Origin of the sequence: Neoroseomonas rubea, from assembly GCF_016106015.1 — a bacterium.
GTDB classification, from domain to species: domain Bacteria; phylum Pseudomonadota; class Alphaproteobacteria; order Acetobacterales; family Acetobacteraceae; genus Neoroseomonas; species Neoroseomonas rubea.
Window position 1 is genome coordinate 12,498 of record NZ_JACADQ010000020.1, and the last position, 18,224, is coordinate 30,721.

Below are 18,224 nucleotides of genomic sequence, written 5' to 3' on the forward strand. Positions count from 1 at the left end.
TTACACAACGCCCATGAAGCGGGCGAGCAGCGCGATCTGGGCGGCGAGCATCGGCTTGCCGCCATGGGTCGCGCAGCCGCGCCGGGCCGCTTCGGCCAGGAAGGGCGTCACCTCCGGCGCCATGATCACCTCCGCCGCCAGCATGGGCGGCGCGAGGCGCGCGACATCGAGCGGCAGCGCATCGCCCTCGTGCATCCCGAGCGAGGTCGCGTTCACCACCACGTTGTGGCCCGTGGGATCGGGGCCGCCCGCGCGCGCGTCGCAGGCCGGGTAGGCGGCGCGCACCCGCGCGGCGAGGTCCTCCGCCTTCGCCGCCGTGCGGTTGTGGATGGTCAGCCGCGCCGCGCCATGGCGCGCGAAGGCGAAGGCGAGCCCCGCCGCCGCACCCCCCGCGCCCGCCATGAACACGGCGCGCCCCGCGACCTCATGCCCCGCGCCGCGCAGCCCAGCGACGAAGCCTTCGCCATCGAACTGCCCGCCCGTCAGCCGCCCATCCGCGTCGCGGCGGATCACGTTGACCGCGCCGACCTGGCGCGCCTCCTCCGTCAGCGCGTCGCAGAGCCGCGCAATGGCTTCCTTGTGCGGCACCGTCACGACGATGCCGTGCAGGTTCCGCATCCGGCGCAGCCCCTCGACGACCGTGGCGAGATCCTCCGGCAGCACATGCAGCGGCACCAGCACCGCATCGGCGCCGAGCGCGTCGTACTGCGCGTTCATCGCCTGCGGCGTGCGCACATGCGCGACCGGATGCGCCAGGATGACCGTGATGGCGGTATGGCCGGAGATGCTGGCGCGGGATTGCATCAGCGCCGGCCCCGGTCGCGCTCCATGGCGACCAGCGCGGCTTCCACATCCACCTGCGTCGCGCGCGCGGCGCGTTCCAGCGCCTTCGAGATGGTCGGGCTCGCCTCCCCGCCCGTCACGCGCGCGACGGGCGCATCCAGCCAGTCGAACAGCCGCCGCTGCGCCGCATCGGCGAACCAGCCGCCCCAGGAGGGGCCCTGCGCGCCTTCCTCCACCACGATCAGCGCGCCGGTGCGCCGCACGCTCGCCTCCACCGTGGCCCAGTCGAGCGAGGCGCGATCTAGCGTGCGCAAGTCGATCACCTCGGCATCGACGCCGGCCGCCTCCGCCGCCGCGACGGACTGCCCGACCATGTTCAGATAGGTCGCGACCGTCACCGCCGACCCGCGCCGCGCGATGCGCGCGCTGCCGATGGGGATGACGTAGTCGAGGTCGTCTTCCGGCGCATCGCCCTCGCTCTGGTACAGCGCGACGTGTTCGAGCACGAGCACCGGATCGTCGCAGGCCAGCGCCGCGTTCATCAGCCCCACATAGTCGTAGGGCGTGGCGGGTGCCACGATCCGCCAGCCCGGCGCGGTGGCGAAGATCCCCGCCGGGTCCATGGAATGCTGGCTGCCATAGCCCGTGCCGATCGCGACCTTGGTGCGCAGCACCAGCGGCGCCTTCGCCGTGCCCGCGAACATGTGCCGCGCCTTGGCCGCCTGGTTGAACACCTGGTCCGCCGCGACCCAGAGGAAATCCGGGTACATGAACTCCACCACCGGGCGGAAGCGGCCATCCATCGCCATGCCGCCGGCCACCCCCATGAAGGCGCCCTCGCTGATCGGCGTGCCGAGGATGCGCCCCGGGAAGGCCTCGGCCAGCCCGCGCGTCGCGCCGTTGGTGCCGCCGCGCAGGCGGTGGATGTCCTCCCCCATCACGACGATGCGCCCGTCCGTCGCCATGCGGCGATGCATGACGTCGGCCACCACCTCGATGAATTTCCGTCGCACGATGCGGCCGCGGAATTCGGTGCGCGCGCCGGCGAGTTCCGACAGGTCGCTCCGGATGTGCTGGTCCTTCGTCGCCGGATCGGGCCAGAGCGCGGGGCGGATGCGGCGCGCATTGCCGGCGGGCTCGGTGAATTCCTCCACGATCGCGGCCATGGCGGCCTCGATCTCCGCGCGCATCGCGGCGGCATCCTCGCGCGGGATGCGCGTCTCCAGCAGCGCGATCGGGTCGCGCGCGCGCCAGGCCGCTTCCTCCTCCTTCGTGCGGTAGCCGAAGGCGGAACCGGGCAGGGGGCCATTCTGGTGGAAGAAGCGGTAGCACTCGGCCTCGACGATCGCCGGGCCCTGGCCCGCGCGGCAGAGCGCGACCGCCTGCTCCATCGCCAGCTTCACGGCGAGCGGATCCATCCCGTCCACCTGCCAGGACGGGATCGCAAAGCCCATGCCGCGCGCGGCGAGCCGCGTCTCCCGCGTGCTCTCCGCGACGGTGGTCGAGACCGCGTAGAGGTTGTTCTCGATGAAAAAGACGACGGGCAGGTTCCACGCGGCGGCGAGGTTCATCGTCTCCGGCGCCGCGCCGATATTCGTCGCGCCATCGCCGAGGAAGGTGACGGCGACATTGTCCGTCCCCGCGAACTTCATCGCCGCCGCGGCACCGGCCGCGAGCGGCACGCCGCCGCCGACGATGGCATTGGTGCCGAGCGCGCCCGCCTCCGCCCAGCGCAGATGCATCGACCCGCCACGCCCGCCGGAATAGCCCGGCGCGAGGCCCATGATCTCCGCGAGCGCCCCGCGCAGCACGCCGCGCGCATCGGGTGTCACGGCATCCGCCGCGCCGACATGGCGCAGCGCCTTGGCGAGGAACTGGTGGTGCCCGCGATGGCTGCCATTGATCTGGTCGCCGGGCTTCAGGGCGAAGATCGCCCCCGTCGCCCCGCCTTCCTGGCCGATCGAGGAATGCGCCGGCCCGTGCACCAGCGCTTCCGAGGCGAGGCGCAGCACCGCTTCCTCGAAAGACCGGATCGCCTGCATCGACCACCACATGGCGCGCAGGTCGGCCGGCGACAGCGCGGCCCAGTCATCCTCGGTGGTGGCCAGGCGCACACAGGGCGCGGCGGGAACCAGCGGCGTTGTCAGTGGCATGTCACGGCGCTCCGTTGGCGGTCCAGCCGGCATCGACCGGCAGCACGGCTCCGGTGATGGCCGATGCGGCGGGGGAGGCGAGGAAGCAGGCCAGGGCGGCGACTTCCTCCGGCCGCACCAGCCGGCGCAGCGGCGCGCGCGCGGCGAGCCGGGCCGGATCGAGCCGGCCGGCCGCGACGAGGTCCGCCACCAGCGCGGTCTCGGTGTATCCCGGCGCCAGCGCGTTCACGCGCACGCCCCGCGGCCCCCATTCGCAGGCGAGCGCGCGGGCGAGGTTCGCGACCGCCGCCTTGGTGGCGCAATAGGCCGCGCGCTCCGCCCCGCCGATGGTGCCATAGAGCGAGGAAGTGAAGAGGATCAGCCCCGCGCCATCCCGCACCATCCGTCGCCCGGCCGCCTGGGCGGTCATGAAGGCGCCGGTCAGGTTCACGTCGATCGCGCCGCGCCAGGCGGCCTCGGTCAATTCGAGCGTGGGCGTGTTCACCGCGAAGCCGGCATTGGCGAGCGCGACATCGACGCCGCCCCAGGCCTCGTCCATCGCCGCGAAGGCGCGCTCGGCCTCCGCGACGTCGCCCTGCACGCAGAGCCATCCGGAGGGCGCATCGGGAACCGGTGCGCGGTCCAGCACGCAGATGCGCCCGCCGCGCGCGTGGAAGGCATCGGCGACCGCGCGGCCGATGCCCTGCGCGCCGCCGGTGACGAGCAGGCGCGTGCCCGGCGGTGGTTCAGCGGTGATGGTCGCGGCCGACATGCGGGTCCTCCTGCAAGGCCGGGTCGCGCGCCGGCATCGCCATCATGCCGCGAGCGATGGGCGTCGCGGGCATGCCCCGGTGCGGCGCATCAGCCGCCCGAGCCGCCCATCTGGCCGCGCGGCTGCGCCACGGCGGCCTGCTCCGGGAAGACCGTCACCTGCCGTCCGCCCTGCCATTGCAGCAGGAAGGGGCGCGCGCGCATGTTCTGGCCCTTCTCGTCGAAGCGCGCGCCCCAGCCGGTCGGCGTCGTGCCTTCCGCGACATCGGTCGCGAGCACGGCGGCGCGGATGCGGTCCTTGTCCGTGCCGTTCGCGCGCTGCACGGCATCGAGGAAGATGCGCGCGCCGACAAAGTTGGCGAGCGAATGGCCCGAGCGCGGATCCGATCCGTAGCGCCGCTTGTAGAGCTCGACGAACTGGGACACGCCGGGCGCGAACTGCTCGTTCACCGCGAACTGGGTGAAGTCCACGTTCATCACGCCCTCGAAGGCCGCGCCCACGGTCCGGGCCGTGTCGGTCAGCGAATAGCCCGCGCCCGCGCCGATCACCATGCGCGGCCGCCAGCCCGCTTCCTGCAGGCCGCGGAAGAACAGCACGATGTCGTTCTGCGTGCCGGTGTGCAGCACGACATCCGTGTTCACGGCGCGCAGCCGCTGCACCGCGGAGGACAGGTCCACGCTCCGCGCCGCATAGGCGAGCTTCTCCACCTGGTTCAGGCCGCGGGCGCGGATCTGCTGTTCCTGGAAGCCGCTCACCGTCTGGCCGTAGAGCCCGTCCTCGTGGAGGATCGCGATGCGCAGGCTCCGCGGATCGGCGTTGTGCAGCGGCGCCAGCACGTCCTGCACCGCGACCAGCGTCGCGGCGGCGAAGTCGGAGGCGCGCGGGCAGCTGCGGAAGACGTAGCGGAAGCCCCGTTCCGTGATCGGATCGCTGATCGCGCCCATCTCGAAATACGGGATGCCCTGCAGCTCGCTCACCTGCGTCGCGGCGAAGGAGAGCGGGCTGGCATAGGTGCCGAACACCGCCGCCGTGCGCTCCGCGCCCATCAGCCGCCGCACCTCGGCGATCGTCTGCGCCTGGTCGACCGCATCGCCGCGGATCAGGCGGACCTGCCGGCCCAGCACGCCGCCCGCGGCGTTGCGTTCCTCCGCCGCGATCTCGAGCCCGCGGAAGCTCTCGTCGCCGAACAGCGCCTGCGCGCCGGAGAAGGGATAGAGCGCGCCGAACCGGATCTCGCTGCCCTGCGCCGCAGCGATGCGCGGTGTGGCGACCGTCGCGCACAGGCCCGCCAGCAGCGGGCGGCGACGGATGGCGGACATGACCTTCCTCCGGGCATTCGAAAGTTCCGCGGATGTTCATCGCCATTCCGCGGCCTGTCCAGCCCGCCTTGACGGGCGGAGGAGCCGGCGCGATTGCTGCCCTGCATTCCGGGAGGACGAGACATGGCCGCGCTGCCGCAGGAGATGACCTACATCGCCCATGGCGCCGGTGGCGGGGCCGAGGTGCTGGTGCCCGCGCGCGGCCCGCTGCCCGTCCCGCAGCCGGACGAGGTGCTGATCCGCGTCATGGTCACGGGCGTGAACCGGCCGGACGTGCAGCAGCGCAGCGGCGCCTACCCGCCGCCGCCCGGCGCATCGCCGATCATCGGCCTGGAATGCGCGGGGGAGGTCGTGGCGACCGGCGCTTCGGTCACGCGCTACAAGATCGGCGACCGCGTCTGCGCGCTGACCAATGGCGGCGCCTACGCCGGGTACTGCGCGGCCCCCGAGGCGCAGACGCTGCCCTGGCCCGCAGGCTTCGACGCGGTCCGCGCCGCGGCGCTGCCGGAAACCTACTTCACCGTCTGGGCCAACCTGTTCGGCCATGGTCGGCTCCAGCCCGGGGAGACGGTGCTGGTCCATGGCGGCACCTCGGGCATCGGCGTCACCGCCATCAAGCTCGCGAAGGCCTTCGGCGCGACGGTCTACGCCACCGCCGGAACCGCCGCGAAGGTCGCGGCCTGCCTCGGCTTCGGCGCGGATGCGGCGATCGACTACCGCGCACAGGACTTCGCCGAGGAGGTGAAGCGCCTGACCGGCAGCAAGGGCGTCGATGTCGTGCTCGACATGGTCGGCGCGGCCTATTTCCAGCGCAACCTGCGGTGCCTCGGCTGGGACGGCAGGCTCGTCATCATCGCCTTCCTCGGCGGGCACCAGGCGGATGCGGTCGACCTGCGCCCCGTCATGCTCAAGCGCCTGACGGTCACGGGCTCCACCATGCGGCCGCGCACCACGGCGCAGAAGGGCGCGCTGGCCGCGGCGCTCGAGGAGAAGGTCTGGCCGCTGCTCGCCGCCGGGCGCTGCGGGCCGGAGATCTTCCGCACCTTCCCGCTGACCGAGGCCGCCGAGGCGCATCGGCTGATGGAAAGCAGCGCGCATGTCGGCAAGATCATGCTGAAGGTGGCCGACTGATCTTCGAGGAAAGGGCGCGGCGATGATCGACCTGACCGGCAAGGTGGCGTTCCTGACCGGGGCCAATGGCGGCATCCCGCGCGCCACGGCGACGCTGTTCCGCCGCCTCGGCGCGCATCTCGTGCTGACCGACCTCGACCCGGCCGCGCTCGACGGCTTCGCCAAGTCCCTGCCGACGGGCGAGCAGCGCATCCTCACCGCCCGCGTCGACGTGACGAAGCCGGAAGAAATGGAGGAGGCGCTCGCCATGGCGGGCCGCGAGTTCGGCGGCATCGACATCCTCGTCACCGGCGCGGGCCTGTATGTCGAGCAGGAGGTCACCGCCATGTCGGACGAGGATTGGCGCCGGACGCTCGGCATCAACCTCGACGGCGTGTTCTTCGCCTGCCGCGCCGCCATGCCGCTGCTGCGCCATGGCGGGTCGATCGTGAACATCGCCTCGATGGCTGGGCATCGCGGCTCGGTGCGCCACGCGCATTACGCGGCCTGCAAGTCGGCCGTGCTCGGCTTCACGCGGTCCCTGGTGCATGAACTCTCCCCGCGCGGCGTGCGCGCCAATTGCGTCTCGCCCGGCATCATCGCGACGCCGATGACGGAATCGATCATGGCGAAGAACGGCGCGGCGCTGATCGCGGCGACGCCGATGAAGCGCTTCGGCACGCCGGAGGAAGTGGCGAGCGTGATCGCCTTCCTCGCCTCCGACGCCGCCGCCTTCGTCACGGGGGAGACGATCCACATCAATGGCGGGATCTACATGGATTGAGGCCATGTTCGTCGCCCTCATCCTCGTCGCCCTGCTGCTCGTCATCCTGGTCGCGCGCCTGCCGCGCGGGGGCGGGCGCGCCTTCGCGGCCGGCGGCGCGGTGATTGCCCTGGCCTGCGCCGCTCTGGTGAAGCTGCGCGCGGGGCACCTGCCCGGCCACGGCCCGCGCCGCTGGCACAATCCGTCCTGAGCCGCGCGCGATGAACCTGCACCGGAAACTCCTCACCCGCGCTGCGGAAGGCCGCCCCGTCCGCGTCGCGCAGATCGGCGCGGGGAAGTTCGGATCGATGTTCCTGCACCAGGCGCGGCGCACCGCGGGGCTGCATGTCGCGGGCATCGCGGATCTGTCCGTCCCCCGCGCCCGCGCCGCGCTCGCCCGCATCCACTGGCCGGACGGCTCCTACGACGCGCCGGGCCTCGACGCCGCGATAGCGACGGGTGGCACGCACCTGACCGAGGATGCGATGGCGCTGATCGCCGATCCGCGCATCGAGGTGGTGGTGGAATGCACCGGCGATCCCGGCGCCGGGCTGTGCCACGCCCGCGCCGCCATCGCACACCGCAAGCATGTGGTGATGGTGAACGTGGAGGCTGACGTGCTGGCCGGCCCGCTGCTGGCGCGGGAAGCCGAAGCGGCCGGCGTCGTCTATTCCATGGCCTATGGCGACCAGCCCGCGCTGGTCTGCGAGATGGTCGACACGCTGCGCGCCGAAGGCTTTTCCGTCATCGCCGCCGGCAAGGGGACGAAGTACCTGCCGCATTTCCACGCCAGCACGCCGGCCACCGTCTGGGGCTTCTACGGCCTGACGGAGGCGCAGGCGAAGGCGGGCGGGATGAACCCGCAGATGTTCAACTCCTTCCTCGACGGCACCAAGTCGGGGATCGAGATGGCGGCGATCGCGAACGCCACGGGGCTCGCGCCGCCGGAGGACGGGCTGGCCTTCCCGCCCGCCGGTACGTCCGAATTGCCGACCATTCTCCGCCCGCACGACGAGGGCGGCATCCTGCCGCGCAAGGGGATGGTGGAGGTCGTCTCCTCCGTCCGCCGCGACGGGGCGGAGATCCCCGACAATCTCCGCTGGGGCGTCTATGCGGTGTTCGAGGGCGAGACGGAGTACGCCCGCCGCTGCTTCACCGAATACGGCGTCGCGACCGACCCGTCAGGGCGCTACGCCGCGCTGTGGCGGCCCTATCACTTCATCGGGCTCGAACTCGGCGTCTCCGTCGCCTCCGCCGCGCTGCGCGGGGAACCGACCGGCTGCGGCACGGAATGGCGCGGCGATGTCGTGGCCGTCGCCAAGCGCGCGCTGAAGGCGGGCGAGGTGCTGGACGGGGAGGGCGGCGCCTGCGTCTGGGGCAAGTGCATCCCCGCGGCACGTTCCCGCGCGCTGGATGCCTTGCCGATCGGGCTCGCGCACGGCATCCGGCTGACGCGCGACGTGGCCGAGGGCGCGATCGTGACGGCGGCGGACGCGCCGCCCGACCCGGAGGCCGAACCCGTGCGCCTGCGTGCCGAGATGTGCAGGATCTTCGCGCCTTAAGCCCTTCCTAAAACCGCGAAGCCGGATCAAAATCCAGGCGAGTCCGGCATGCTCCGCGGCTCCAACTTTTGGGACGGGGGCGTCGCGCGGCGGCCATGCGTTCGGCCTTCCATATCCTGCTCGTGGCCGTCGTCCTGTTCGGCGGCGCCTGGCCGGTGACCAAGGCGGCGCTCGCGGATGCGACGCCGATGTGGTTCGCCGTCGGGCGTGTCGTGCTCGCCGCCGCCGTCTCGGCGCTGCTGCTCGCCATCCTCGGCCGGCTGCGCCTGCCGAAGCGGGGCGACATTCCCTCCGTCATCGGGCTCGGCGTCTTCCAGCTCGGCGGCTTCTTCATCCTGGCCCATGCCGCGGTCGCGATCGTCGAGGCCGGGCGCACCGCCATCATCTCCGCCGTCGTCACCTATTGGCTCATTCCCCTCTCGGTGCTGGTGCTGGGGGAAAAGGTGCCGCCGCATCGCTGGGTCGCGGCGGGGCTCGGGCTCGCCGGCGTCGCGGTGCTGTCGGGGCCCTGGGCGGTGGACTGGATGAACCTCGATGCGCGGCTCGGGCACGGGATGCTGGTGCTGGCGGCGCTGTTGTGGACGCTCGCCATCATCTCCACGCGCAAATGGCCGCCGCCCACGCCGGTGTTCGAATTGCTGCCCTGGTGCTTCGCGCTGGCGACGGTGGTGATCCTGCCCTTCGCCCTGGTGCTGGAACCGCGGGGCGGCATCTTCGGGCCGGCCTGGCCGTACATGCTCTATATCGGGCTGGTCGTCGCGCCGATCGGCACCTGGTGCGTGATCGAGGTCGGGCGGCGGCTGCCGGGTGCGGTCGCCTCCGTCGCCTTCCTGCTGGTGCCCGCCTTCGGCGTGCTGGTCAGCACGCTCTGGCTGGGGGAACCGGTGGGCTGGGACATCGTGGCCGGCGGCGGGCTGATCGTCGCCTCCGTCGTGCTGGCGGCGCGGACATGATCCTCGCCTGCACGGAAGCGGGGGAGGGCCCGCCACTGGTCCTGCTGCATGGGCTGTTCGGCGCGGGGCAGAACTGGGGCGCGATCCGCAAGGCGCTCGCCCCACGTTTCCGCGTGCTGACGCCCGACCTGCGCAATCACGGCGCATCGCCCCATGCCGAGGACATGTCCTACGCCGCCATGGCGGCCGATGTGGCGGAGACGCTGGATGCGGCCGGCATCCCCCGCGCCGCGGTGCTGGGGCACTCGATGGGCGGCAAGGTGGCGATGACGCTGGCGCTGACGCGGCCCGACCGTGTCGAGCGGCTGGTCGTGGCCGACATCGCGCCTGTGCGCTACCGCCCGACGCTGCGCGCCTATGTCGCGGCGATGCGGGCGCTGCCGCTCACGCCGGGGCTCGCGCGGAAGGAGGCCGACGCGGCGCTCGCCGCCACCATCCCCGAGGCCGGCATCCGCGCCTTCCTGCTGCAGAGCCTGCGCTTCGAGACCGACCCGCCGTCCTGGCGGCTGGGCCTCGCCGAGATCGGCGAGGCCATGCCGGCCATCGAGGATTTTTCGCCGCCCCCTGGTGCTGCCTATGGCGGGCCGACGCTGGTCATGGCCGGCGGGCGGTCGCCCTATATCCGGGAGGAGCACCACGCGGCCTTTCGCGCCCTGTTCCCGCGCGTGGCCTTCGCGACCGTGCCCGATGCCGGGCATTGGCTGCATGCCGAAAACCCGGGCGGCTTCCTCGCCGCGCTGGAGCCGTTCCTGGAGGGTTAGGCCGACATCTCCACCAGCGTGATCTCCGGCGGCACGCCGAAGCGGACTGGAAGGGTCGAGACGCCGAGGCCGCCCGAGACCACCAGGTCCCGCGCGCCCTCCCGCACATGCCCCCAGGCGTAGCGGTTGCCATGCCGGGACGGCACCACCGGCGACCAGCCCATCAGCCGCACCTGGCCGCCATGGGTGTGGCCGGAAAAGGTCGCCGCGACGCGCGCGGGCACGGCGTCGAACATGTCGGGCTCATGCGCCATCACCAGCAGCGGCGCGTCGCCCGACACCTGATCCATCAGGCGCGGGACGTCGTCCGCGCCACGGCGCAGCCCGAAGGCCCAGGAGGAGTCGAGCCCGCCCACCAGCACCGGCCCCGCGCGCAGTACGGCGTTGCGCAGCACGGGAATGCCCGCGCTGTCCAGCGCGCGGGCGATGGAGGGCACGGCGCCGCGCCCGATGCGCATCGCTTCCCGGTCCTCCCACCAGTCATGGTTGCCGTTGATGGCGAAGACGCCGTGCCGCGCGCGCAGCGCGGACAGCCGCCGCGCCACATCCGCATGCGCCAGCACGCGGGAGACGAGACGGATGGACGGCCCGTAGTCGCCCAGCAGCAGAGTCAGGTCGGGCGCCAGCGCATTCGCCTCGGCGACGATGCGCTCGATCCGCGCCTCGTCCATCAGCGGCGCGCCGGCATGCAGGTCCGCGAGCAGGACGACGCGCAGCGTCAGCCCCGCGGGCCACCCCGCCGGCGTCACGCGATGCCGCTGCACGGCCAGCCGCAGGAAGGGCTCCACGCCGAACCCGTAGCCCGCGCCGATCACGCCCGCCGCCGCCACGCCGCCGAGGCCGGCGAGCACCCCCCGCCGTCCGATCATCATCGCCATGGGGGCTGCATGATGGGCGAAGATGGCGGCACCGCGGCGGCCTTGCGCGCGCGCCCCGCCCTGCCACATGCGCGACGATGACGGAGATCGCCCCGCCCAGCCGCGCCGCCGCCCTCGCGCGCCTGGCCGACTTCGCCCCGCGCATGGGCCGCGCCTACGAAGCCGGGCGCAATCACGACCCTGGCCCGGGCGCGCGGCGGGACGTCTCGATGCTGTCCCCCCATGTGCGGCACCGGCTGGTGACGGAGGGCGAGCTTGTGGCGGCCGCACTCAAGCAGCATGGCCCGCGCGCGGCGGAGAAATTCATCCAGGAGGTCTTCTGGCGGTCCTACTGGAAGGGCTGGCTCGAGATGCGGCCCTCGGTCTGGACGCGCTACGGGCAGGCGCGGGACGCCGCGCTCGCCGCCCCACCGCCGGGCTACGAGGCCGCGCTGCGCGGTCAGACGGGCATCGAATGCTTCGACGCCTGGGCGCGCGAGCTGGTCGAGACGGGCTGGCTGCACAACCACGCCCGCATGTGGTTCGCCAGCATCTGGATCTTTTCCCTGCGCCTGCCCTGGGCGCTCGGCGCCGATGTCTTCCTGCGCCACCTGCTCGATGCCGATGCGGCGTCCAACACGCTGTCCTGGCGCTGGGTCGCGGGGATGCAGACGCGCGGCAAGCATTATGTCGCGCGGGTGGAGAACATCGCGCGCTTCACCGGCGGGCGCTTCGAGCCGCGCGGGCAGCTGGACGAGGACCCCGCGCCGCTCGACGACGGGCCGGCGCCGGCCGCGGCGCCGCTGCCAGCGCCCGACCGCGTGGTGGAGGGGCCCGCCTTGCTGCTGCTGCACGAGGACGACCTGCACCCGGAAAGCCTCGACCTCGGCGCGGCGCGCATCGTGGCGGTGGCGGGCGTCGTCACGAAGGATCGCCGGTCCCCGCTCGGCGCCGCGCCCGGCGCGCGCGCCTTCGCCGAAGCGGCCATGGAGGATGCGCTGCTGCGCGCCGCCGCGCGGTACGGCGTGCCTGCGTCGCGCGTGGCGTTGGAGGAGGTGCCCGGTTTCGCCGCTTCCCACGGCGCGGCGCGCATCGTCACACCCTGGGCGCCGGTCGGCTGGACGGCGGATGCGCTGGCCGGCCTGCCATTGCTGCGCGTGCGGCGGGACTGGGACAGCCTCTGCTGGCCGCGCGCGACCAAGGGCTTCTTCGCTTTCCGGGAGCACATCCCGGACCTCACCGAGGCGCTGGTCAGATCGCCTGCGGCTGCCTGAAGCGCCCGTCCTTGGCGAGGTCCGCCGCGCGCCAGAAATACCAGGCGGCCGTCGTCCGGTAGGGCGCCCAGGCTTCGCCGATCTCCGCCAGCGCGCGCGGCCTGGGCTGTTCCTCGAGCCCGGCGGCCAGGCGATAGCCCTCCCGCACGCCGAAATCGTCCACCGGCAGAACATCCGGCCGGCCGAGGGTGAAGATCAGCAGCATCTCCACCGTCCAGCGCCCGACGCCGCGCAGCGGCACCAGCCGCTCGACCAGCGCATCGTCCGACAGGCGCCGCGCGGCCGCGCGCGTCGGCACGATGCCGAGCGCCGCCTTCTCCGCGATGTCGCGGATGGCGAGCACCTTGTTCGCCGACAGCCCGGCGCCGCGCATCTGTTCGGGGGTGAGGGCCAGCACCGCCTCGGGCGGCGGGAAGCCGGGCTGGTCGCACAGGGCCAGGAAACGGCCGAGGATCGCCTCCGCCGCGCGGCCATGCACCTGCTGGTGGGCGATGGCGCGGACCAGCGCCTCATAGGGCTGGCGGCGCGCCGGCTTGAGCGTGCAGGGGCCGACCTGGCGGATGACGCGCTTCAGCGCCGGGTCCCGCCGGAGGTGCCGCAGCGCCTCCGGCGTCCCGATGCTCATCGGAAGACCAGTTGCGGCAGGGTCATCGTGATGGCGGGCACGTAGGTGATGACCATCAGGCAGGCGAAGACCACGCCGATGAAGATGGCAAGCGGGCGCATCATCTTGTCGATGCTGCATCCCGCCACCTGCGCCGCGGCGAACAGGTTCACGCCGAAGGGCGGCGTGATCATGCCCAGCGCGAGGTTCACCACCATGATCGTGCCGAAATGCACGCCGTCGATGCCGAGCTTCTGCGCCGCCTCCGACAGGATCGGCGCGAGCACGATGATCGAGGCCGAGGTCTCCACGAACATGCCGACGACGAACAGGAAGAGGTTCACCACCAGCAGGAAGAGGGCGCCGGAATCGAAGGCGGTGGCGAGCCACTCGGCCGCCGCGTCCGGCACGCCCTGCCGGTTCAGCAGCCAGGAGAACAGCGCCGCGCAGGCGATGATGAACATGATCACCGCGCTGCTGATCACCGACTTGCGGAAGATCGGCAGCAGGTCGCGGAACCCGATCTCCCGGTGCAGGAACATCCCCACCAGCAGCGCGTAGACCACGGCGATGACGGAGGCTTCGGTCGGCGTGGTGATGCCGCCATAGATGCCGCCGAGCACGACAAGAGGCATCACCAGCGCGAAGCCGGCCTGCCGCGTGGCGGTCAGGAAGGGCAGGCGGTTCTCGCCATCCTGCTTCCCCCAGCCCCTGATCCGGCACCAGACCAGCACGGTCGCGATCAGCGCGCCGCCGATCAGCAGGCCCGGCCCGAAGCCGGCGATGAACAGTTCGGGGATCGAGGTCTGCGTCGTCACGCCGTACAGGATCATCGGGATCGAGGGCGGGATGATCACGCCCAGCTCCGCCGCCGTCGCCTGCAGCGCCGCCGCGAAGCCCACCGGATAGCCCGCGCGCACCAGTGCGGGGATCATGATCGCCCCGATCGCGAAGGTGGTCGCGACGGAGGATCCGCTGATCGCGGCGAAGATCATGCAGGTGACGACGCAGGTCGCGGGCAGCCCGCCCTGCACGCCGCCGACGATCGACCGCGCGAATTCCACCAGGCGGCGCGATATGCCGCCCACTTCCATCAGGTTGCCCGCCAGGATGAAGAAGGGAATGGCGGCGAGCGGGAAGCGGTCCAGCGCCACGAACAATTGCTGCGCGGCGACGATCAGCGGGAAGCTCGTGTAGCCCGCGATGCCGACGACCGCGGCAAGCCCGATGGCGATCGCGACCGGGATGCTGGCGGCGAACAGCACCAGCATCACCGTGAGCATCATTCCGCTCATACGGCGTTCTCCAGTTCCTCGGCGCGTCGGTCGAGGAAATGCGCGACCGTGCCGACCATGGCGAAGACCGCGCCGAGCGGGATGGCGGCATAGCCCCAGGACATCGAGACCTCGAGCCCGGCCATCTCCTGGAACTGCACGCGGTCGGCCATCATCCAGCCGAACCAGAACATCACGCCCAGCATCGACAGGCAGCAGGCCATCGTCGCCGCCTCCAGCGCGCGGCGCAGCGCGCCCGAGGAATAGCGGTGCGCGACGTCGATCGAGACCAGCGCGCCGGCGCGCAGCGCCACCGCCACGCCGATGAAGGCCATCCAGATCAGCGCGGTGCGGACCAGCGCCTCGGACCAGACGGAGGGCGTCTCGGTCGCGAAGCGCGCCACCACCTGCCAAAGCCCCGCGCCGACCGCGACGGTGAGCGCGAGGCTCGCGAGCAGCGTCGCGATCCCGGTCGAGACGCGGTCGAGGGAAAGGATGGCGCGCCGGACCGTGCCCCGGGCGCCGTCGCCCGACCCTGCCCAGAGCGCCACCGCCACGGCCGCCAGCGTCGCCGCTGCCGTCACCTGCAGCGGCAGGACGTTCATCGCGTTCATCGAAGCCCCTGCCTTGGATCTTGGGGGGCGCGCGACGCTCCGCGCGCCCCCTTCATGCTGCGCCGAAGCGCGGCCTCAGTTCGGACGCCAGTCGCGGATGCGGCGCAGCAGGTCGGCGCCGAGGGTCCGTTCCCACTCCGCGAAGGCGGGCGCGAGCGCCTGCTGGAAGGCGGAGGTGTCGACCTCGGTGATCACCGTCATGCCCCGCCGGCGGAGCTCGGCCACGCCGCTCTCGTCATCCGCCGTCACGCGGGCGCGGTTGGCGCGCTGGGCTTCCTGGGCCGCCTGCTGGAACAGGGCGCGGTCCGCCGCGTTCAGCCGCGCCACGGTCTGCGGGTTGCAGATCATGACCTGCGGCGAATAGACGTGGCGGGTCAGCGTCATGAAGCGCTGCACCTGGTTGATGTTGTTCGCCACGATGACCGAGATCGGGTTCTCCTGCCCGTCCACCGTGCCCTGCTGCAGCGCGGGGATCAGCTCGGAGAAGGCCATCGGCGTCGGCAGAGCGCCGAGCTGCGTGAAGGCCCGCATGTGCACCTGGTTTTCCATGGTGCGGATCTTGAGGCCCCGCATGTCCGCCGGCGTGTTGACCTCGCGGCGGGAGTTGGTGAGGTTGCGGAAGCCGTTCTCGATCCAGATCACGCCGACCAGGCCACGCGCCTGGAAGCGCTGCAGCACCTGCTGCCCGATCTCGGAATCCAGCACGCCGCGGGCGTGGGCGGCGTCGCGGAACAGGAACGGCACGTCGAAGACGCGGACCTCCGGGACGAAGTTCCCGACCGGGCCGGTGGAGGTGAAGGTGCAGTCGATCGTGCCGATCTGCACGCTCTCGATCATCTCCCGCTCATTGTCGTTGCGCTGGGCGACGACGCGGTAGCGCCCGTTCGTCAGGCGCTCGAAGGTCTGGCCGAAGGTGGTGGCGCCGACGCCGGTATGGCTGTTGGCGGGCAGGGCGTGCTGGACGGTGATCTGGGTCTGCGCCATGGCCGGCGCGGCGGCCAGCGGTGCGGCAAGCGTCACCGCGAGGGCCAGCCTTCGTGTCAGTTTCATTCGTGTCGTCCTCCCATAGGATCGTATCCCAGGGGGAGTTAGCCGGGCACCATGGCCGCTGGCAATGCTGCCCGCGGCGGAGCGGTGGTTCTGCCCAATTCTTCGGCGATGCCCCGGCCGGTTCCGGCGCGGTCCGGGCGATCCGCCTGCCCCGCATCAATGCGGGGCAGGGCGGTGCGGTGCGGCGATGGGCAGGCCGAGGTTGAGCGCCTCGTTCGCCGCGGCCGTTCCTTCCCAGGTCAGCTCCAGGCCGATCCAGGCGATGAGGGCGACGCCGACATAGGCCACCACCTTGAAGCGGTCGAGCAGCCGGGCGAGCAGCCCGCCGAGCAGGCCCATCAGGATGATCGAGGCGGTCAGGCCGATGACGAGCATCACCACATCGTTGCGTGCCACGGCCGCCACGGCGAGGACGTTGTCGAGGCTCATGGACACGTCGGCGAGGACGATCTGCCACAGCGCCTGGGCGAGGGTCTTCTCCCGCGACTCGCCGCCACCCTCCTCGGCCTCCTCGCCATGGTGGCGGAGCTCCTTGAAGAAGGTCCAGGCGATGTAGAGCAGCGCGAGGCCGCCCACCAGCGCCACCCACCACAGGTTCAGCAGGTAGGTCGCGAAGATCGAGAAGATGACGCGCAGCACCGCCGCGGTCACGATCCCGAACAGCACTGCGCGGCTGCGCAGCTTGGGCGAGAGCCCCGCCGCGGCCATGCCGATGACGACGGCGTTGTCGCCAGACAGGACGATGTTGAGCCACAGTATCTCAAGGAAGCGCGGCGCCGAGGATACGAACCAGTCCATCAGGGTCTCCCGCCGGGCCCCGCCCGCATGCGGACCCGCTGCCGCCGAGGCTAGTCCCCGGCGGCCCGGCGGCAAGTTTCAAGCGCGCAATGCGCTGTCCACGATCCGTGCGTCAGTCCGCCCGGATGTTGCTCTCCCGCGCGATGCGCACCCAGCGTTCAGCATCCTCGTTCAGCCAGGGCTGCAGCTGGGCCGGGGGGATCACCAGCGGCTCGGTGAAGTTGGCGCGGAGCCGGTCGAGCATGGGCCCATCCATCGCCTTCCCGAAGGCATCCTGCAGCCGTGCGAGGATCGGCGCCGGCACGCGCGCCTGCGTCAGCACGCCGTTCCAGACGGACAGGTGATAGCCGCGCACGCCCGCTTCCTCGAGCGTCGGGATGTCGGGCAGCGAGCCCAGCCGCCGGTTCATGGTGATGGCGAGCGGCTTCAGCGTCCCGCCCCGGACATGCGGGCCGGAGGTGGCCGAGGCGTCGAACAGCAGGTCGAGGTCGCCTGCGATCATGGCCGCGACGGCCGGCGAGGATCCGCGATAGGGCACGTGCACCACGTCGAGCCCGGCCATGCGCGTCAGCATCACCTGGCTGAGATGGGAGGAGGAGCCGTTGCCGACCGAGCCGAACAGGATCTTGCCCGGCTCCGCCTTCATGCGCGCGATCGCTTCCTGCGCGTTCGCCGGGTTCCAGCGGCGCGGGTTGCACACCAGGATGTTCGGCATGTCGGCCATCATGCCCACGCCCACCAGGTCCCGCCGCGGGTCGAAGGACGGGTCGGGATACAGCACCGGGTTCACGCCCTGCGTCGCCATGGTGCCGAGCAGCATGGTGTAGCCGTCGGGCTCCGCCTGCGCGGCGGCCTTGGCGCCGATGTTGCCGCCCGCGCCGGCACGGTTCTCGACCACCACGGGCTGGCCGAGATGGCGGGCCATCGCCTCCGCCGCGAGGCGCCCCATGATGTCCGTCACGCCGCCGGGCGGGTAGGGGACGATGATGCGCAGCGGCTTGTTCGGGAAGGCGCCCTGCGCGCGCACGGCGGGTGCCGCGAGCAGCGCGGCAGCGGCCGCGAGCGCGGCGCGGCGGGTGAAGATGGCCATGGCGTTCCTCTCCGGTGGTCTTCTTGCCCGGAAGCCTGTCGCCTGCCGCACGCGGGCGCAAGCCCGGCCTCAGCGCAGCAGCGCGACCGCCGCCCAGCCGACGAGCAGCACCGCGGCCATCGACGGCAACAGCAGCCGCCAGACCTGGCGCGGCCGCGTGCCGTCCGCGAGCAGCCCGCAGACCAGCGCCGTCACGCCGAAGGACATGCCCGCCCCCGCCGCGCCGGCGAAGTTGTGCACGGCGGGTGCCAGCAGCGGCGGCATCCCCGCGGCGAGGCCGAGCGCCTTCTGCACCGGCATCAGCGCGGCGTTGGAGCCGACATTGCTGCCCGTCACCATGCCGGCAATGAGGCCAAGCGGCGGCACCGCATAGGGCGCCGCGGCGCCGAGCGCGCCCGCCGCGGCCTCGGCCAGCGCGGTCGTGGCACCGCTGCCCGCCATCATGCGCGCAAGCAGCACATACAGCAGCAGCACGGCGGCCGGCCGCGCGGCCCGCTTCACCGCGCCC

General features: G+C 72.2%; 19 protein-coding genes. 7 read left to right on the forward strand and 12 right to left on the reverse strand.

Annotation, left to right across the window (positions count from 1 at the left end; genetic code table 11):
• From HW577_RS04310 to HW577_RS04325, 4 genes are all read right to left on the reverse strand, one after another.
• On the reverse strand, positions 1-804 hold the full coding sequence (locus HW577_RS04310) for a shikimate dehydrogenase family protein (RefSeq protein ID WP_198374835.1): 804 nt from the start codon (positions 802-804) through the stop codon (positions 1-3).
• Positions 804-2,936 carry an alpha-ketoacid dehydrogenase subunit alpha/beta gene (locus HW577_RS04315; RefSeq protein WP_198374836.1) on the reverse strand — a complete coding sequence of 711 codons (2,133 nt, stop codon included), beginning with the start codon at positions 2,934-2,936 and terminating at the stop codon, positions 804-806. The genes HW577_RS04310 and HW577_RS04315 overlap by 1 nt, the downstream gene beginning before the upstream one ends.
• A 1-nt stretch (position 2,937) precedes the next feature.
• On the reverse strand, positions 2,938-3,687 hold the full coding sequence (locus HW577_RS04320) for an SDR family NAD(P)-dependent oxidoreductase (protein ID WP_198374837.1): 750 nt from the start codon (positions 3,685-3,687) through the stop codon (positions 2,938-2,940).
• A gap of 89 nt (positions 3,688-3,776) precedes the next feature.
• A complete protein-coding gene (locus tag HW577_RS04325) occupies positions 3,777-5,006 on the reverse strand; it encodes an ABC transporter substrate-binding protein (protein WP_198374838.1) in 1,230 nt (409 codons plus the stop codon).
• Between the two features lie 123 nt (positions 5,007-5,129).
• On the opposite strand from HW577_RS04325, the gene HW577_RS04330 reads away from it, so the two are divergent.
• The 6 genes from HW577_RS04330 to HW577_RS04355 all read left to right on the forward strand — a co-directional run bounded on the left by HW577_RS04330 (position 5,130) and on the right by HW577_RS04355 (position 10,155).
• Entirely contained in the window at positions 5,130-6,137 is a 1,008-nt protein-coding gene (locus HW577_RS04330) for an NAD(P)H-quinone oxidoreductase (RefSeq protein WP_198374839.1), read from the forward strand.
• Positions 6,138-6,159: 22 nt separating this feature from the next.
• Positions 6,160-6,900: an SDR family NAD(P)-dependent oxidoreductase gene (locus tag HW577_RS04335; RefSeq protein WP_198374840.1), complete on the forward strand. Its 741-nt coding sequence runs from the start codon at positions 6,160-6,162 to the stop codon at positions 6,898-6,900.
• Between the two features lie 4 nt (positions 6,901-6,904).
• The gene (locus tag HW577_RS04340) at positions 6,905-7,090 is read left to right on the forward strand and encodes a hypothetical protein (RefSeq protein WP_198374841.1); all 186 of its coding nucleotides are present in this window, start codon (positions 6,905-6,907) and stop codon (positions 7,088-7,090) included.
• A gap of 10 nt (positions 7,091-7,100) precedes the next feature.
• The gene (locus HW577_RS04345; protein ID WP_198374842.1) at positions 7,101-8,441 is read left to right on the forward strand and encodes an NAD(P)H-dependent oxidoreductase; all 1,341 of its coding nucleotides are present in this window, start codon (positions 7,101-7,103) and stop codon (positions 8,439-8,441) included.
• A gap of 95 nt (positions 8,442-8,536) precedes the next feature.
• Positions 8,537-9,394 carry a DMT family transporter gene (locus tag HW577_RS04350; RefSeq protein WP_198374843.1) on the forward strand — a complete coding sequence of 286 codons (858 nt, stop codon included), beginning with the start codon at positions 8,537-8,539 and terminating at the stop codon, positions 9,392-9,394.
• Positions 9,391-10,155 (forward strand): alpha/beta fold hydrolase, encoded by a 765-nt coding sequence (locus tag HW577_RS04355; RefSeq protein WP_198374844.1) that lies wholly within the window; start codon positions 9,391-9,393, stop codon positions 10,153-10,155. The genes HW577_RS04350 and HW577_RS04355 overlap by 4 nt, the downstream gene beginning before the upstream one ends.
• Here HW577_RS04355 and HW577_RS04360 read toward each other — a convergent pair.
• Positions 10,152-11,033, reverse strand: coding sequence for a metallophosphoesterase (locus tag HW577_RS04360; protein WP_198374845.1), 882 nt, complete (start codon positions 11,031-11,033; stop codon positions 10,152-10,154). The genes HW577_RS04355 and HW577_RS04360 overlap by 4 nt on opposite strands.
• Before the next feature lie 77 nt (positions 11,034-11,110).
• Between HW577_RS04360 and HW577_RS04365 the strand changes: the two genes are divergently transcribed.
• Positions 11,111-12,286 (forward strand): FAD-binding domain-containing protein, encoded by a 1,176-nt coding sequence (locus HW577_RS04365; protein ID WP_198374846.1) that lies wholly within the window; start codon positions 11,111-11,113, stop codon positions 12,284-12,286.
• Here HW577_RS04365 and HW577_RS04370 read toward each other — a convergent pair.
• The 7 genes from HW577_RS04370 to HW577_RS04400 form a co-directional block, all read right to left on the reverse strand.
• Positions 12,264-12,911 carry a DNA-3-methyladenine glycosylase family protein gene (locus tag HW577_RS04370; RefSeq protein WP_198374847.1) on the reverse strand — a complete coding sequence of 216 codons (648 nt, stop codon included), beginning with the start codon at positions 12,909-12,911 and terminating at the stop codon, positions 12,264-12,266. The two genes, HW577_RS04365 and HW577_RS04370, sit on opposite strands and share 23 nt — an antisense overlap.
• Complete coding sequence (locus tag HW577_RS04375) at positions 12,908-14,185, reverse strand: TRAP transporter large permease (RefSeq protein ID WP_198374848.1); 1,278 nt, start codon at positions 14,183-14,185, stop codon at positions 12,908-12,910. The genes HW577_RS04370 and HW577_RS04375 overlap by 4 nt, the downstream gene beginning before the upstream one ends.
• A complete protein-coding gene (locus HW577_RS04380) occupies positions 14,182-14,778 on the reverse strand; it encodes a TRAP transporter small permease (RefSeq protein ID WP_232474673.1) in 597 nt (198 codons plus the stop codon). Before HW577_RS04380 ends, HW577_RS04375 begins: the two co-directional genes overlap by 4 nt.
• 75 nt (positions 14,779-14,853) lie before the next feature.
• Positions 14,854-15,828 carry a TRAP transporter substrate-binding protein DctP gene (gene dctP, locus HW577_RS04385; protein WP_198374849.1) on the reverse strand — a complete coding sequence of 325 codons (975 nt, stop codon included), beginning with the start codon at positions 15,826-15,828 and terminating at the stop codon, positions 14,854-14,856.
• Between the two features lie 156 nt (positions 15,829-15,984).
• Positions 15,985-16,626: a YjbE family putative metal transport protein gene (locus tag HW577_RS04390; RefSeq protein WP_198374850.1), complete on the reverse strand. Its 642-nt coding sequence runs from the start codon at positions 16,624-16,626 to the stop codon at positions 15,985-15,987.
• 112 nt (positions 16,627-16,738) lie between these two features.
• Positions 16,739-17,716, reverse strand: a complete 978-nt coding sequence (locus HW577_RS04395) for a Bug family tripartite tricarboxylate transporter substrate binding protein (protein WP_198374851.1) — start codon at positions 17,714-17,716, stop codon at positions 16,739-16,741.
• 69 nt (positions 17,717-17,785) lie between these two features.
• The coding region (locus HW577_RS04400) for an L-lactate permease (protein ID WP_198374852.1) at positions 17,786-18,224 on the reverse strand (439 nt) is incomplete at its 5' end.

Excerpts from the sequence above, each read along its gene's own strand:
- HW577_RS04310 (WP_198374835.1), bottom strand. The coding sequence starts at position 804 with ATGCAATCCCGCGCCAGCATCTCCGGCCATACCGCCATCACGGTCATC.
- HW577_RS04315 (WP_198374836.1), bottom strand. The coding sequence starts at position 2,936 with ATGCCACTGACAACGCCGCTGGTTCCCGCCGCGCCCTGTGTGCGCCTG.
- HW577_RS04320 (WP_198374837.1), bottom strand. The coding sequence starts at position 3,687 with ATGTCGGCCGCGACCATCACCGCTGAACCACCGCCGGGCACGCGCCTG.
- HW577_RS04325 (WP_198374838.1), bottom strand. The coding sequence starts at position 5,006 with ATGTCCGCCATCCGTCGCCGCCCGCTGCTGGCGGGCCTGTGCGCGACG.
- HW577_RS04330 (WP_198374839.1), top strand. The coding sequence starts at position 5,130 with ATGGCCGCGCTGCCGCAGGAGATGACCTACATCGCCCATGGCGCCGGT.
- HW577_RS04335 (WP_198374840.1), top strand. The coding sequence starts at position 6,160 with ATGATCGACCTGACCGGCAAGGTGGCGTTCCTGACCGGGGCCAATGGC.
- HW577_RS04340 (WP_198374841.1), top strand. The coding sequence starts at position 6,905 with ATGTTCGTCGCCCTCATCCTCGTCGCCCTGCTGCTCGTCATCCTGGTC.
- HW577_RS04345 (WP_198374842.1), top strand. The coding sequence starts at position 7,101 with ATGAACCTGCACCGGAAACTCCTCACCCGCGCTGCGGAAGGCCGCCCC.
- HW577_RS04350 (WP_198374843.1), top strand. The coding sequence starts at position 8,537 with ATGCGTTCGGCCTTCCATATCCTGCTCGTGGCCGTCGTCCTGTTCGGC.
- HW577_RS04355 (WP_198374844.1), top strand. The coding sequence starts at position 9,391 with ATGATCCTCGCCTGCACGGAAGCGGGGGAGGGCCCGCCACTGGTCCTG.
- HW577_RS04360 (WP_198374845.1), bottom strand. The coding sequence starts at position 11,033 with ATGGCGATGATGATCGGACGGCGGGGGGTGCTCGCCGGCCTCGGCGGC.
- HW577_RS04365 (WP_198374846.1), top strand. The coding sequence starts at position 11,111 with ATGACGGAGATCGCCCCGCCCAGCCGCGCCGCCGCCCTCGCGCGCCTG.
- HW577_RS04370 (WP_198374847.1), bottom strand. The coding sequence starts at position 12,911 with ATGAGCATCGGGACGCCGGAGGCGCTGCGGCACCTCCGGCGGGACCCG.
- HW577_RS04375 (WP_198374848.1), bottom strand. The coding sequence starts at position 14,185 with ATGAGCGGAATGATGCTCACGGTGATGCTGGTGCTGTTCGCCGCCAGC.
- HW577_RS04380 (WP_232474673.1), bottom strand. The coding sequence starts at position 14,778 with ATGAACGCGATGAACGTCCTGCCGCTGCAGGTGACGGCAGCGGCGACG.
- dctP (WP_198374849.1), bottom strand. The coding sequence starts at position 15,828 with ATGAAACTGACACGAAGGCTGGCCCTCGCGGTGACGCTTGCCGCACCG.
- HW577_RS04390 (WP_198374850.1), bottom strand. The coding sequence starts at position 16,626 with ATGGACTGGTTCGTATCCTCGGCGCCGCGCTTCCTTGAGATACTGTGG.
- HW577_RS04395 (WP_198374851.1), bottom strand. The coding sequence starts at position 17,716 with ATGGCCATCTTCACCCGCCGCGCCGCGCTCGCGGCCGCTGCCGCGCTG.